The sequence below is a fragment of the Polystyrenella longa genome (assembly GCF_007750395.1).
In the GTDB taxonomy this organism is placed as follows: Bacteria; Planctomycetota; Planctomycetia; order Planctomycetales; family Planctomycetaceae; genus Polystyrenella; species Polystyrenella longa.
This window is the reverse complement of the sequence record NZ_CP036281.1, coordinates 4,544,809-4,557,154: the sequence shown is the minus strand read 5'-3', so window position 1 is coordinate 4,557,154 and position 12,346 is coordinate 4,544,809. Positions and strand designations below refer to the sequence as shown.

General features: G+C 47.2%; 20 protein-coding genes. All 20 read left to right on the top strand.

Annotation, left to right across the window (positions count from 1 at the left end; genetic code table 11):
* Nucleotides 1-43: 43 nt before the first annotated feature.
* Nucleotides 44-517 (top strand): 30S ribosomal protein S7, encoded by a 474-nt coding sequence (rpsG, locus tag Pla110_RS16880; RefSeq protein WP_144997361.1) that lies wholly within the window; start codon nucleotides 44-46, stop codon nucleotides 515-517.
* A 295-nt stretch (nucleotides 518-812) separates the two neighbouring features.
* Nucleotides 813-2,894, top strand: coding sequence for an elongation factor G (gene fusA, locus Pla110_RS16875; protein ID WP_144997359.1), 2,082 nt, complete (start codon nucleotides 813-815; stop codon nucleotides 2,892-2,894).
* 364 nt (nucleotides 2,895-3,258) lie between these two features.
* On the top strand, nucleotides 3,259-3,591 hold the full coding sequence (gene rpsJ, locus Pla110_RS16870) for a 30S ribosomal protein S10 (protein ID WP_261342280.1): 333 nt from the start codon (nucleotides 3,259-3,261) through the stop codon (nucleotides 3,589-3,591).
* Nucleotides 3,592-3,776: 185 nt separating this feature from the next.
* The gene (rplC, locus tag Pla110_RS16865; protein WP_144997357.1) at nucleotides 3,777-4,487 is read left to right on the top strand and encodes a 50S ribosomal protein L3; all 711 of its coding nucleotides are present in this window, start codon (nucleotides 3,777-3,779) and stop codon (nucleotides 4,485-4,487) included.
* A gap of 67 nt (nucleotides 4,488-4,554) precedes the next feature.
* Nucleotides 4,555-5,190, top strand: coding sequence for a 50S ribosomal protein L4 (gene rplD, locus Pla110_RS16860; protein WP_144997355.1), 636 nt, complete (start codon nucleotides 4,555-4,557; stop codon nucleotides 5,188-5,190).
* A 52-nt stretch (nucleotides 5,191-5,242) separates the two neighbouring features.
* Nucleotides 5,243-5,548 carry a 50S ribosomal protein L23 gene (gene rplW, locus Pla110_RS16855; RefSeq protein ID WP_144997353.1) on the top strand — a complete coding sequence of 102 codons (306 nt, stop codon included), beginning with the start codon at nucleotides 5,243-5,245 and terminating at the stop codon, nucleotides 5,546-5,548.
* Between the two features lie 66 nt (nucleotides 5,549-5,614).
* Nucleotides 5,615-6,472: a 50S ribosomal protein L2 gene (rplB, locus tag Pla110_RS16850; RefSeq protein WP_144997351.1), complete on the top strand. Its 858-nt coding sequence runs from the start codon at nucleotides 5,615-5,617 to the stop codon at nucleotides 6,470-6,472.
* Between the two features lie 45 nt (nucleotides 6,473-6,517).
* Nucleotides 6,518-6,787, top strand: a complete 270-nt coding sequence (gene rpsS, locus Pla110_RS16845; protein WP_144997349.1) for a 30S ribosomal protein S19 — start codon at nucleotides 6,518-6,520, stop codon at nucleotides 6,785-6,787.
* 136 nt (nucleotides 6,788-6,923) lie between these two features.
* The gene (gene rplV / locus Pla110_RS16840) at nucleotides 6,924-7,268 is read left to right on the top strand and encodes a 50S ribosomal protein L22 (RefSeq protein WP_144997347.1); all 345 of its coding nucleotides are present in this window, start codon (nucleotides 6,924-6,926) and stop codon (nucleotides 7,266-7,268) included.
* 45 nt (nucleotides 7,269-7,313) lie between these two features.
* Nucleotides 7,314-8,015, top strand: coding sequence for a 30S ribosomal protein S3 (gene rpsC, locus Pla110_RS16835; protein WP_144997345.1), 702 nt, complete (start codon nucleotides 7,314-7,316; stop codon nucleotides 8,013-8,015).
* Nucleotides 7,954-8,373: a 50S ribosomal protein L16 gene (gene rplP / locus Pla110_RS16830; protein ID WP_144997343.1), complete on the top strand. Its 420-nt coding sequence runs from the start codon at nucleotides 7,954-7,956 to the stop codon at nucleotides 8,371-8,373. Before rpsC ends, rplP begins: the two co-directional genes overlap by 62 nt.
* Before the next feature lie 101 nt (nucleotides 8,374-8,474).
* Nucleotides 8,475-8,675, top strand: a complete 201-nt coding sequence (rpmC, locus tag Pla110_RS16825; RefSeq protein ID WP_144997341.1) for a 50S ribosomal protein L29 — start codon at nucleotides 8,475-8,477, stop codon at nucleotides 8,673-8,675.
* Nucleotides 8,676-8,711: 36 nt separating this feature from the next.
* Nucleotides 8,712-8,963, top strand: a complete 252-nt coding sequence (gene rpsQ / locus Pla110_RS16820) for a 30S ribosomal protein S17 (protein WP_144997338.1) — start codon at nucleotides 8,712-8,714, stop codon at nucleotides 8,961-8,963.
* Between the two features lie 77 nt (nucleotides 8,964-9,040).
* Entirely contained in the window at nucleotides 9,041-9,409 is a 369-nt protein-coding gene (gene rplN / locus Pla110_RS16815; RefSeq protein ID WP_144997336.1) for a 50S ribosomal protein L14, read from the top strand.
* A 3-nt stretch (nucleotides 9,410-9,412) separates the two neighbouring features.
* The gene (gene rplX, locus Pla110_RS16810; protein WP_144997334.1) at nucleotides 9,413-9,766 is read left to right on the top strand and encodes a 50S ribosomal protein L24; all 354 of its coding nucleotides are present in this window, start codon (nucleotides 9,413-9,415) and stop codon (nucleotides 9,764-9,766) included.
* Nucleotides 9,767-9,811: 45 nt separating this feature from the next.
* Nucleotides 9,812-10,357, top strand: a complete 546-nt coding sequence (rplE, locus tag Pla110_RS16805; protein WP_144997332.1) for a 50S ribosomal protein L5 — start codon at nucleotides 9,812-9,814, stop codon at nucleotides 10,355-10,357.
* Nucleotides 10,358-10,430: 73 nt separating this feature from the next.
* Nucleotides 10,431-10,616: a type Z 30S ribosomal protein S14 gene (locus tag Pla110_RS16800; protein ID WP_144997330.1), complete on the top strand. Its 186-nt coding sequence runs from the start codon at nucleotides 10,431-10,433 to the stop codon at nucleotides 10,614-10,616.
* Nucleotides 10,617-10,754: 138 nt separating this feature from the next.
* A complete protein-coding gene (gene rpsH / locus Pla110_RS16795) occupies nucleotides 10,755-11,156 on the top strand; it encodes a 30S ribosomal protein S8 (RefSeq protein ID WP_144997328.1) in 402 nt (133 codons plus the stop codon).
* 92 nt (nucleotides 11,157-11,248) lie between these two features.
* Nucleotides 11,249-11,797, top strand: a complete 549-nt coding sequence (gene rplF / locus Pla110_RS16790) for a 50S ribosomal protein L6 (RefSeq protein ID WP_144997326.1) — start codon at nucleotides 11,249-11,251, stop codon at nucleotides 11,795-11,797.
* A 133-nt stretch (nucleotides 11,798-11,930) separates the two neighbouring features.
* Nucleotides 11,931-12,287 carry a 50S ribosomal protein L18 gene (gene rplR, locus Pla110_RS16785; RefSeq protein ID WP_144997324.1) on the top strand — a complete coding sequence of 119 codons (357 nt, stop codon included), beginning with the start codon at nucleotides 11,931-11,933 and terminating at the stop codon, nucleotides 12,285-12,287.
* Nucleotides 12,288-12,346 lie beyond the last annotated feature (59 nt).

Below are 12,346 nucleotides of genomic sequence, written 5' to 3'. Positions count from 1 at the left end.
TTGTAAGAACAAGACACTGCCCAAGTCAGAGGTTTTAAAGTCAATGGCGAAGCGATTTACGGCCAGCGCAACACAGCTGAAACCAGATCCCCGGTTTGAATCCAAACTGGTTTCCAAATTTGTAAACTGCCTGATGTTGGACGGCAAGAAAACAGTCGCCTCAGGTGTCTTTTATGACGCCATGGACATCATCGAGGAAAAACTGCCCGAAGAGGATCTTCTGGATGTCTTCACGCGAGCAGTTGAAAACGTCAAACCCCATATGGAAGTTCGTTCCAAGCGAGTTGGTGGTGCCAACTACCAGGTTCCGACTCCTGTGAATCCTAAACGTCAGCAGACTCTGGCGATTCGCTGGATTCTCAAAGCAGTTCGCGATCGTAAAGGTCGTCCCACCGCAGTGAGCCTGGCGGATGAGTTGATGGCGGCTTTCCGTCGTGAAGGTACTGCGATCACGACTCGTGAAAACATTCACCGTATGGCAGAAGCCAACAAAGCTTTTGCTCACTTCGCCTGGTAAGGCCTCAACAGGTAAATGCCATGTCAAAGGTGGCCTCGCTGTTGAAAGTGACAATCACATAAAATTAAAACGCAGGATGTCGGTTGTAGCCGCGTCCTGCGTTTTTTTGTAATTATTGAGAACGGTATAATTTTGCCAGCAGGTGGGTGTTGCAGGTTCTGGAAAAAGAATGTCACCTGTTCTGTTCGCCACGTCGCAGCGATATTTCGCTGCAGTTGAGCGGTTCTGCTGAAGTTGAAACTGAAATTGAAACGAACATAAAACCCGGACGAGTCAGAAACTGGATATTAAGACGATGGATACGGAACTCGAAAATATACGTAACATTGGAATCATCGCGCATATTGACGCGGGGAAAACAACAACGACAGAACGGGTGCTGTATTATTCGGGCGCGTCTCATCGCATGGGAAGTGTTGATGATGGCACGACGACCACTGACTTTGATGAAGAGGAGGCGAAGCGGGGAATTACGATTTATTCCGCTGCGATTACTTGTCACTGGCGGGATAAAACCATCAATCTGATCGATACGCCTGGGCACGTCGACTTTACGGCGGAAGTCGAGCGCAGTTTACGCGTGCTTGATGGTGCCATCGTTGTCTTCAGTGCTGTGGAAGGTGTGGAAGCGCAGAGCGAGACTGTTTGGCGGCAAGCAAATCATTACAAGGTTCCACGCGTCTGCTTCATAAATAAGATGGACCGAATTGGCGCTGACTTTGAGCAAACATTCGATGAGATTAAATCGCGATTAGAGGCGCACCCCATCGCCATGCAGGTGCCAATGGGAGCAGGTTCCGCTCCTGCACCGGGGTATCTCACGGGGATTATTGATCTCTATAAAATGAAGGCCCTGTACTTCGATCCGGAGAGTAAAGGGGCGGACATGCGTGAAGAGGAGATCCCGGAAGAGTTTCAGGGCCTGGCGGAAGAGTGGCGTTCAAGACTGATTGAAGAAGTGGCGCAGCTGGATGAGTCTCTATTGGAAGTCTACCTGGAAACGGAAGATGTACCCTACGATCTATTCCAGAAGACACTTCGTGCGGCGACGCTGCGAGGTGAAGTGCAGCCCCTCTTCTGTGGTTCATCGCTCGACTTTATTGGTGTGCAGCCGATTCTGGATGCGGTTTCTGATTACCTGCCCAGCCCGTTGGATATGCCACCAGTGGAGGGGGACGATCCTTCAGGTAAGAAGCAGGGCAAACTGAAACGCGACTGCAATCCTGAAGAGCAATTCTGCGGGCTGGTCTTTAAAGTTGTCACTGACCAGCATGGTGAGTTTCATTTCATTCGCGTCTACTCCGGTACATTGAAGTCGGGGAGTCGGGTATTGAATCCTCGTACTGGAAAAAAAGAATTGGTGTCGCAGTTGCGTCGAGTTCAGGCCGACTCCCGTGAAAAGATTGAGACTGATGAGGTCTATGCTGGTGATATTATCGGTGTGATTGGCTTGAAGGATGTCGCAACAGGCGACACGTTATGTGATAGCAAGCATCCGATTGCACTGGAGAACATCGTCTTTCCAGAGACGGTTATCTCCATGGCGGTCGAGCCGGACTCGAGTGCCGAACGTAAGAAATTGGAGGAGGTTCTTGATAAGCTTTCTCGCCAGGATCCAACCTTTAAGGCAAAGGTGAGCGAAGAGACTGGGCAAACAATTATCAGTGGTATGGGGGAGCTGCACCTGGAGATTCTGAAGAACAGAATGGAGCATGACTTCAATCTCAAGATTAAAGTTCATAAGCCTCGGGTCAGTTATCGTGAAACTATTAAAAAGGCACAGGAAGTCTCGGGAGAGTTCAGTCGTACCGCAAACAGTGTGACGCAGTATGCCCAGGTTAAGTTGCGAGTCGAACCGAGCGAGGAAGATGCCGTTAAGGTGGAGAGTAAGCTGAAGCCCGACGCGCTTCCTCCCAAAATGGCCGAGCTACTAAAGCAATCGATCAAAGATGTGACCCAGGCAGGAGGGGCGGTTGGTTATCCGCTGATCCGGGTCAAATTGACCATTCTCGATGTGGACTACCGGGAAGGGGAAACGACGGATGTTGCTCTCCAAGCCGCCGCCGGAAATGCCGTGTATGAAGCTCTTGGAAAAGCAGGGGCTGTTCTACTCGAGCCAATGATGAGATTGAAAGTAACTACTCCGCATGAATTCCTGGGCAATATTCAATCAGACTTAAATGCCCGCCGGGCGCTGATTGTGAACTCAGTGCAAAAGGGGAGCCTGACTGTAATGGAGGCAGAAGCCGCCTTGTCACAAATGTTTGGGTATTCTACCCAGGTTCGCAGTCTTTCCCAGGGGCGCGCTTCTTACTCAATGGAGCCGTTGAAGTATGCCGAGGCTCCGGCGGAAGTGTTGAGGGATATGATGTCGTAGCGGAAGAGATTGAAGTAAAATCAATATTCAAAAGAGAGAATATCGCTGTCAATCCCATTTTGTTGACTATCCAGACGGCCCTAAGGGCCTTGAAATATAGGGGTTCGGCTGAATTCGAGTGATAAGGTACCGAATTTAAAAAAATATTGAGTGACGTTGCTTGAGGGGCGGCCCTCTTGTCTGTAGTATGTGTGACCCCTCACCGGGAGCCAGAGACGGTCCGAAAGCATTTCGGAAGTTTGGCTGAAAGTGAGTCGGTTTTATTGACAAAGCAGAAGAGGATTAATAACATCTTCCGCTTCCAGTGATTTACATAAATTGCTGGTTACCGCACTGTTAAATTTTGAGATGTTGGGAGAGATTCGTGGCCGCTGCTGCGACACAGGAACGAATTCGCATCCGTATGGAAGCGTACGATCACTCAGTTCTGGATCAATCGGCATCTGATATTGTCGATACCGCGAAGCGGACCGGTGCTGAAGTGCATGGTCCAATTCCTCTTCCGACTCGAATTGAACGGTATACGGTATTGCGTAGTCCGCATATTGACAAGAAGTCGCGAGAGCAGTTCGAGATTCGAACTCACAAGCGATTGATAGATATTATTCAGCCAACTGGCAAGACTATCGATGCGCTGAATAAGCTTTCGTTGCCAGCGGGTGTCGACATCAAGATTAAAGCTTCAGCAGGTAGCTAACCCTGAGTCTTGCTGTCTGAATCGCTGTGGCCTGCGGCTTGATCGCAAAGTGCTACAGAAATTATGAATCCGGGATTTGTTCTCTGAATTTGCATCGAGACTTACGTGGAATCCGCGTACTGTCGGTGTCTGTTGCCCAGAGTTAACAGTCTTTCAGTATATATTTATTGTGGGAAGGCGAAATAATGCCTGTTGGATTGCTCGGCCAGAAAATTGGTATGACGCAAGTGTACAATGAGAGTGGAGTACTGGTTCCAGTGACAGTCATTCAGGCTGGCCCTTGTTCTGTGCTTCAGGTACGTACGCTTGAGCGTGATGGCTACGAAGCGGTGCAGATTGGGTATGGTGATAAACCTCGCCGTCTTGCGATACGGAGTGAACGCGGTCATGTGGCCTCGATTTCCAGTAAGCGTCGTAAAACACGTGAAGAAGCTGGAGTTGAGTTGCTCGGCAAGGCTGGCTGTGAGCCCAAAAAGTTTATTAAAGAGTTTCGTACTGATGGAGAGAATTGTGATCTCGAAGTGGGAGCAGAATTGACTGTCACTCACTTGGCTGACCTCAAGTTCATCGATGTGATTGGTACGAGTAAAGGTCGCGGTTTCGCGGGTGTTATGAAACGGCATAATTTTTCCGGTCAGCGAGCCTCTCACGGTGTGAAACGAGTTCACCGTCATGGTGGTTCCATTGGTCAAAGTGCTGACCCTTCCCGCGTAATGAAGGGTACGAAAATGCCTGGGCGATACGGCAGTGTCCAACGGACAGTGCGGTATCTCGAGGTTGTTCGGCTCGACGAAGAAAACAATCTTGTCTTAGTGAAAGGGGCTATTCCTGGCCCTAATGGTGGTGAAGTAATTCTCCGTCACAGTACTAAGAATCGTTACAAAAATCAGAAGTAAGTTTACGAGCTTCTGTCTGTATTAAAAAACAACACAAATTATTATTGGCGTTGAAGGCGGCATTCCGATGGCCTCGATAGCGATTAAAAATATGAGCGGCGACGAAGTCGGGTCGTTTGATTACGATCTGGACGCTTTGTCTCCTGAAATCAATAAGCAATTGCTACACGATGTTGTGGTGATGTACGAAGCCAACAAGCGTGTTGGTACCGTTAAAACCAAGGGGCGTGGCGAAGTCGCAGGTAGTACGAAGAAGCTGTTCCGTCAAAAAGGAACTGGGCGAGCTCGTGCTGGTGCCAGCCGGACACCTGTCCGAAAAGGTGGTGGCCATACCTTCGCTAAAACTCCTAAAGACTGGACATATCGTCTTCCTAAAAAGGCGGTTCGTCTGGCGACAAGAATGGCTCTTCGAAGTAAATTTGAAGACAATCAGGTTTGCCTGGTTGATAGTCTTTCAGTAGACGGCCCCAAAACTAAGTTGATCGCAGATACACTGAAGACTTTAGGTTTGGCAAGCAAAAGTGTCCTGATGGTTATTCCGGAATACAATATTGATCTGTGGCGATCGTCGCGCAACATAGAGCAGTTGCAAGTTTCGCCTACGAATTTCCTGAATGCCTATGATCTGCTGCACCAACATGAGTTGATCATTACTAAAGACGCGTTGGAATCACTGTTGAATCCAGCTGCTGTTACTGCCTGATCAAAATTCCTTAACAATACATTTAACCTAAATCCATAAGAGAGTTTGAGCAATGTCTGCCAAAACAAGTGGAATTACCCTCGAGCCACATCAGGTTGTTTTAAAACCGCTCGTGACTGAAAAAGGGACCCACATCTCTGAGAAATACAATACCTACACTTTCGCAGTGCATTCTGATGCCAATAAAACGGACATCAAAAAAGCAGTCGAAACATTGTGGGGCGTCAAGGTGATCGGAGTTCGTACTCAGAATCATCAGGGCAAAACTCGTCGACATAAAATGATGCTTGGTAAAACCAAGAGTTGGAAAAAGGCTTTCGTACAATTGCACGATGATGATCGAATTTCGTTCTTCTAAGCCGATTTGATTGTTGGAATGCAAGATAAGAGAACTGAAAGCTCTTTACAATAAAAGGTTGTCACAATGGGTATTCGATATTACAAACCGACATCAGCTGGTCGACGCGGTGCATCCGTTTCTGACTTCGCTGAAATTACGGATCGTAAAAAGAGGCCAGAAAAGTCTCTGGTAGTTCGACTAAGAAGAGCCGGCGGTCGGAATAATCAGGGTAAAATCACCTCGCGTCATCGTGGTGGTGGGCATAAGCGACTTTATCGTATTATCGATTTTAAACGAACCAAAGACGGTATTCCCGCAACGGTTGCTTTTATCGAGTACGACCCAAACCGTACTGCTCGTATTGCTTTATTGCACTACGCTGACGGTGAGAAACGATACATCCTGGCACCAGAAGGTTTGGTTGCTGGTGCAAAGGTTATCAGCGGCGACAGCGCAGAACCGGAAGTCGGTAACTGCATGCAGTTGAAAAATATACCGCTGGGTTCCGCCATTCATAACATTGAAATGCAACCAGGCAAAGGTGGCCAAATGGCCCGAAGTGCCGGTACATCAGCAGTGTTGAATGCGAGTGAAGACAAATGGGCTCAGATTACGCTTCCTTCTGGTGAGGTTCGTCGTCTACCCAGTACCTGTCGCGCCACTATCGGCGAGATTGGTAATAGTGAACACCAGAACATTACGCTTGGAAAAGCGGGTCGTAAACGCTGGATGGGTCGTCGTCCCCACGTTCGTGGTACTGCGATGAATCCGGTAGCTCATCCGATGGGTGGTGGTGAAGGCCGCAATAGTGGTGGACGTCATCCTTGTAGCCCGACGGGTAAACTGGCCAAAGGGGGCGGAACTCGTAAACGTAAAAAAGCTTCTTCCAAAGCGATTGTACGACGACGTAAATCACGTCGTTATGGAACACTCAAAGTTTGATCGGTTATCGCAAGATAGCTTACTGAAAACAAAAGGTATAAAGTTATGGGTCGGTCCCTTAAAAAAGGTCCTTTCGTTGACGCCAAGCTGCTGCAGAAGATTGCCAAGCTCGATGAGACTGGTGCAAAGCAGCCGATTAAAACCTGGGCGCGAAGGTCAACCATTTCACCTGAATTTATCGGTCATACATTCCTGGTCCACAACGGCCGGGCACATCTTCAAGTCTACGTGACGGAAGATATGGTTGGACATAAATTGGGTGAATTTTCCCTGACGCGGACTTTCCGTGGTCATGGTGCTCGCGGTAAGAAATAACAACAGATGGCGTATGAGTCATTTAAGATTCTCGCTATTCGATATAACGTTCCCGGCTAGGCCGGTCCTGATTCAGAGAATACACACAGCTGGTTTCAGCTGGGCAGGTTTAAAGAAGTCATAAAGGTACAAGACAATGGCGGTTATTAAGGCGAGTCACAAAAATGCTCGAATCTCTGCCACAAAGGTTCGTCCCTTTGCAGATATGATTCGTGGTATGAGTGCGGTCGAAGGGCTGAATGCATTGCGATACGTACCAAACCGTGGTGCAAAAATGCTTGAAAAGGTCCTGAAGTCGGTCGTGGCTAACGCGGAAGACAAAGGGGCCCGTAATGTGGGTTCGCTGAAAATTGTGGAAGCTCGAGTCGATGGCGGCCCGATGATTAAACGAATTCAGCCACGAGCTCGTGGGACGGCTTTTATTATCCGTCGCCGCGCTTCTCACATTCATATCGCACTTGATGCTCCTGAGATTGTGTAATCTTTCAGGATATAAACAAAACAGACAAATAGAGGTTCCAGTTACATGGGTCAAAAAGTACACCCTACCGGTTTTCGACTTGGTATTGCGGAAGAATGGCGAAGCCGCTGGTACGCCTCGAAGAAGGACTTCGGAAAACTTTTGGTTGAAGATCAGAAGATCCGCCAGTTCATCAAAAAGAAATATCAGTTCGCCGGTATTCCGAAAATTGAAATCGAAAGAACTCGCGACCAGGTTGTCTTATTACTTCACACCTCTCGTCCCGGTATTTTGATCGGTCGAAAAGGACAGGAAGTTGACAAGCTGAAAGCAGAACTGGAAGATTTGACCGGTCGCCGAATGGAGTTGAAGATCAAAGAGATCAATGCTCCGATGCGAAACGCTAAACTTGTTGCAGACGACATTGCTCAACAGTTGCTCAAACGAGGTAGTTTTCGTAGAGCAATGAAACGGTCTCTGGACCAGGTAATGGAAGCTGGCGTGTACGGAGTTAAAATTCAGATTTCGGGACGACTCGGCGGTGCCGAGATGTCACGAACGGAAAAAGCAACTCGCGGTTCCGTTCCACTGTCGACTTTACGTCGACGAATCGATTACGGCTTAACGGAAGCACTGACTCCTCAGGGAATCATTGGTATTAAAGTTTGGATTGACTTAGGCGACATTACAGAAGAGGACAACACCGATGGCACTAATGCCAAGACGGGTCAAGCATCGAAAAAGCCAAAGAAGACGCATAAAAGGTAACGCCTCTCGGGGTAATACTGTCTCTTTTGGTGATTGGGGACTCCAGTCTTTAGACCCCGGACATATCACTGGACAAACTATTGAAGCCTGCCGTATTGCAGCGACTCAATATGTCCGTGGTGAAGGTAAAGTCTACATTCGGATTTTTCCGCAAAAATCGGTAACAGCTCGACCACTTGAAACTCGTATGGGTAAAGGTAAAGGGGATCCGGATCGCTGGGTAGCAGTGATTCGTCCTGGAACCATTATGTTTGAACTGACTGGTGTCGATAAGGAAGCGGCTCGCGATTGTTTTAATCGTGTGGCTCATAAACTTCCGGTACGAGTACGGTTGGTTGGACGTCGACCCAAGATTTAGTTGCGAACTACGGTATTAAACGTTTGTTATTACCGTATCAGTAATAAATAAGTTCGGAAACTTATTGTTTCCGGTAACAAGATAACTGTGGAAATCAGATAATGAGTACGGCTGCAGAACTTCGAGAAATGAATGAAGAACAACTAAATGCTGTTCTGACTGAAACTCAAAAAGAGCTCTTCCAGTTACGTTTTCAGTCAACGACTGAAAAACTGGAAGCTCCTAGTGAGCTGAAAAAAATGCGTCGTGAAGTCGCTCGAATTAAAACGATTCAATCTGAGCGACTCAAAGCCAACAGTTAATCTATTATATAAAGTTTTCGGCCAGGAATAACGGCAATGAAGAAAAAGTTAACAGGCACAGTAACCAGCAGCAAACGTGACAAAACGCTTCGCGTAGAAGTCGCGCGACGGTTTCGGCATCAGCGTTACGGCAAAATTGTGTCGGGTCGTACTGTATGTCAGGTGCATGATGAAGAAAATGTTGCCAATGAAGGGGACCTCGTTGAGATTGAAGAGAGTCGCCCCTTGTCGAAAACTAAACGCTGGACTTTGCTTCAAGTGCTTGTAGCAACACAAAGCGTTCAATAGACATAGTCTTTCCCTGTCAATTTCCTGGTGATTTCAACTCCCAGGTTCCATAAATTGAGACCATCAAGGCAACTGCCATGATTCAAATGCAAACAATGTTAGATGTAGCGGATAACTCGGGTGCGAAACTCGTGCGCTGCATCAAGGTTCTGGGCGGAACCAAAAAAAGAACCGCCACGGTTGGTGACATTATTGTCGTCAGCGTGCAGAAATCTCTGCCAGGTAGTACGGTCAAAAAAGGTACCGTTGTAAAAGCGGTTATCGTTCGCACCCGTAAGTCTATCCGTCGAGATGATGGCAGCTATGTTCGATTCGATAAAAATGCGGTTGTTATTGTCGATGGCGACGGCAACCCTCGCGGTACACGTATTTTCGGTGCAGTAGCCCGAGAGCTTCGTGACCGCCGATTCATGAAAATTGTCAGTATGGCGAACGAGGTAGTCTGAACGATGAAAATTCAACGTGGTGATTCCGTACTGGTGATTTCCGGAAACGATGCAGGTAGCACTCCTCGTCAGGTCGTACAAGTCCTGGATGGTGGGAAGAAAGTGGTACTGGAAGGTGTCAACCGGGTATTCAAACACGTACGACGTGGACATCCAAAAAGTCCACAAGGTGGTAGATTACAGATTGAACTTCCAGTCGACAGCTCAAACGTAAAGTTCTACTGCAGCAGTTGCAGCAAAGGAACTCGTGTTGGCTATCGTTTCCGCGATGACGGCTCCAAAGAGCGTTTTTGCAAAGGGTGTTCAACCTCGATCAACACCATCAGTCCTGCTAAGGCCGCTCACGCTGCCAAATAGTAGATATACTTTCCCAAGACATATTAATTGCAAGTAGTCCCTGATATGAACCGGCTACAGGAAAAATACAAAAACGACATTGTCCCCGTTCTCCGGAAGGAATTGGGTCGCGAAAATATTCATTCGCTTCCCAAGTTGGATAAGATCGTTATCAGCATGGGTGTTGGTAGTGCTATTCAGGATAGAAAACGTCTCGAAGAGGCGTTTGAAAACCTGAAGGTTATTGCCGGTCAGCACCCACTGAAAACCCGTGCGAAAAAATCAGTAGCGGCGTTTCGACTTCGTGAAGGCATGGAAATCGGATGTTGCGTAACCTTACGTAAGCGTCGAATGTACGATTTCCTCGATCGCTTGATCACATTGGCTTTGCCTCGCGTTCGCGACTTTCGTGGTTTGAATCCCAACGGATTTGATGGCAACGGAAACTACAACATGGGACTGAATGAACAGGTTGTATTCCCTGAAATCAAATCGGATAAAGTTCAACATATCCAGGGGATGAACATTACGATTGTTACTTCTGCTATGAATAATGACGAAGGGCGTTCACTGCTGAAAGAATTCGGCATGCCTTTCCGAGTCGACAAGTAACGAAATATACCAAACAACAGTTTTCCAGGACTCAGCGTATTCATTCGCTACTCCTATAGCAACGAGACTTACGATGGCCAGTAAATCCAAAATTGCCAAAGCCGAAAGAACACCGAAGTATACATCGCGAAGAGAATCGCGTTGTAAACTTTGCGGTCGACCGCGAGCTGTTTATCGCAAATTTCAAGTCTGCCGAATCTGTTTCCGCAGCATGGCTCTGGATGGACTTATTCCAGGCGTTAAAAAAGCAAGCTGGTAAGGCCTGAGTCAAGATCGGTACGGAAACGTAAGCGACCGTACATTAATGACATAGTGTCTGATATTATTCCGATCTCAAAAACAAAATTACAATCATTTTATAAGATCAGTTTTCTGAACGTGTAAGGGTATCGCTGATATGATGACCGACCCTATTGCCGATATGTTGACTCGCATACGTAATGCGATTCAGATCGAGCGCCCCTTTGTCGATGTGCCGTATTCCAATGTTAAAAAAGGAATTGCGGAAACACTGGAGCGAGAGGGTTACATCTGGGATTTCCATGTGGTTGAGATTGAAGATGCTCCGCAGAATATCTTGCGGGTCAACCTCAAGTATGGCCCCAACGGTGAACGGGTAATACAGCACATTAAACGCCTCAGTAAACCGGGTGGCCGAGTTTACTGCAAGATCGAAGATTTGGTCGACGTTCTGGACGGATTGGGTATTAATATCCTCTCCACCAGTAAAGGGATCCTGAGCAATCGGGAAGCTCGCAAAGAACACGTTGGTGGCGAGTTGATCTGCGAAGTCTGGTGATCCCTGGTTCTGAATAGGATCTTCAGAGCCTACATTAAGTTACATACACACGAATTACCTGGTAGATAAATTGGGTTTGGAGACTTCTGACCATGTCTCGTATTGGAAAAAAGCCGATCGCTGTCAATGACGGCGTCGATGTGAACATCAAAGAGGGCACGATTACTGTAAAAGGTAAGAACGGGTCTCTTGATTTTACATGGCATCCTAATATGAATGTCGCTTACGACTCTGATAAGCAGGAGATCGCTGTCACACGACCGAATGACCAGCGTCAAAACCGTGCTTTGCATGGATTGACTCGAAGTCTAATCGGAAACATGGTGCAGGGTGTCCAGGAACTGTTTGAACGTAAACTTGAAATCAAAGGCGTTGGATACAACGGTACGATTCAAGGTAATGTTCTTCGGTTGCAAGTCGGGTTTGCAAACACGATTGAGTTACCAATTCCCGAAGGTGTTAATTGTCAATGTGTGGATCCAACCCATATTACAATCACCAGTGCTGACAAACAAAAAGCAGGTCAGTTTGCTGCTAATATCAGAAAAGTTCGACCACCTGAACCTTACAAAGGTAAAGGTATCCGCTACGAGGGTGAATTCGTTCGCATCAAAGCGGGTAAAGCTCTGGCTGGTAAATAATCCCTTTTGTGTTTGTTCTTCGGTTGTTATTTAAAACTGTACAAATTACCCTGATAAATGATTCTGAAAGAACCTGTCGTCGACCGGTACCCAGAATCGATTCAAAAAGATATAGTTAGTCGAGTTCACAGTTATGAAACGGCAAAAACAGATTCATACAATGCGTAAACGACGTAAATTCCGTATTCGGAATCATATTCGTCGGACTGCGCACGGCGTACCCCGCTTGTCGGTGTTTCGCAGCAACAACCATATTTACGCTCAAATTATCGACGATGTCGCTGGTGAAACTCTGGTTGCTAGTACGACTCTCGGTAAATCTGATTTGACTGGTAATCGAGTTGGAGCAGCTGCAGTCGGTAAAGAAATAGCTCAGAAAGCTTCTGAAAAAGGCATTGAAAAGGTTGTCTTTGACCGGGGAGCTTATAAGTACCATGGTCGGATCGCTGCCTTGGCAGATGCTGCCCGTGAAGGTGGATTGAAGTTCTAATCAGCAGGTACTATCCAATACATAATAAGGACGGTCAAATAGTGACCGTTGATTTCCAA

What these genes read in the sequence shown, in the direction of transcription:
- rpsG (WP_144997361.1), top strand. Translation starts at nt 44, where the DNA reads ATGGCGAAGCGATTTACGGCCAGCGCAACACAGCTGAAACCAGATCCC.
- fusA (WP_144997359.1), top strand. Translation starts at nt 813, where the DNA reads ATGGATACGGAACTCGAAAATATACGTAACATTGGAATCATCGCGCAT.
- rplC (WP_144997357.1), top strand. Translation starts at nt 3,777, where the DNA reads ATGCCTGTTGGATTGCTCGGCCAGAAAATTGGTATGACGCAAGTGTAC.
- rplD (WP_144997355.1), top strand. Translation starts at nt 4,555, where the DNA reads ATGGCCTCGATAGCGATTAAAAATATGAGCGGCGACGAAGTCGGGTCG.
- rplW (WP_144997353.1), top strand. Translation starts at nt 5,243, where the DNA reads ATGTCTGCCAAAACAAGTGGAATTACCCTCGAGCCACATCAGGTTGTT.
- rplB (WP_144997351.1), top strand. Translation starts at nt 5,615, where the DNA reads ATGGGTATTCGATATTACAAACCGACATCAGCTGGTCGACGCGGTGCA.
- rpsS (WP_144997349.1), top strand. Translation starts at nt 6,518, where the DNA reads ATGGGTCGGTCCCTTAAAAAAGGTCCTTTCGTTGACGCCAAGCTGCTG.
- rplV (WP_144997347.1), top strand. Translation starts at nt 6,924, where the DNA reads ATGGCGGTTATTAAGGCGAGTCACAAAAATGCTCGAATCTCTGCCACA.
- rpsC (WP_144997345.1), top strand. Translation starts at nt 7,314, where the DNA reads ATGGGTCAAAAAGTACACCCTACCGGTTTTCGACTTGGTATTGCGGAA.
- rplP (WP_144997343.1), top strand. Translation starts at nt 7,954, where the DNA reads ATGGCACTAATGCCAAGACGGGTCAAGCATCGAAAAAGCCAAAGAAGA.
- rpmC (WP_144997341.1), top strand. Translation starts at nt 8,475, where the DNA reads ATGAGTACGGCTGCAGAACTTCGAGAAATGAATGAAGAACAACTAAAT.
- rpsQ (WP_144997338.1), top strand. Translation starts at nt 8,712, where the DNA reads ATGAAGAAAAAGTTAACAGGCACAGTAACCAGCAGCAAACGTGACAAA.
- rplN (WP_144997336.1), top strand. Translation starts at nt 9,041, where the DNA reads ATGATTCAAATGCAAACAATGTTAGATGTAGCGGATAACTCGGGTGCG.
- rplX (WP_144997334.1), top strand. Translation starts at nt 9,413, where the DNA reads ATGAAAATTCAACGTGGTGATTCCGTACTGGTGATTTCCGGAAACGAT.
- rplE (WP_144997332.1), top strand. Translation starts at nt 9,812, where the DNA reads ATGAACCGGCTACAGGAAAAATACAAAAACGACATTGTCCCCGTTCTC.
- Pla110_RS16800 (WP_144997330.1), top strand. Translation starts at nt 10,431, where the DNA reads ATGGCCAGTAAATCCAAAATTGCCAAAGCCGAAAGAACACCGAAGTAT.
- rpsH (WP_144997328.1), top strand. Translation starts at nt 10,755, where the DNA reads ATGATGACCGACCCTATTGCCGATATGTTGACTCGCATACGTAATGCG.
- rplF (WP_144997326.1), top strand. Translation starts at nt 11,249, where the DNA reads ATGTCTCGTATTGGAAAAAAGCCGATCGCTGTCAATGACGGCGTCGAT.
- rplR (WP_144997324.1), top strand. Translation starts at nt 11,931, where the DNA reads ATGAAACGGCAAAAACAGATTCATACAATGCGTAAACGACGTAAATTC.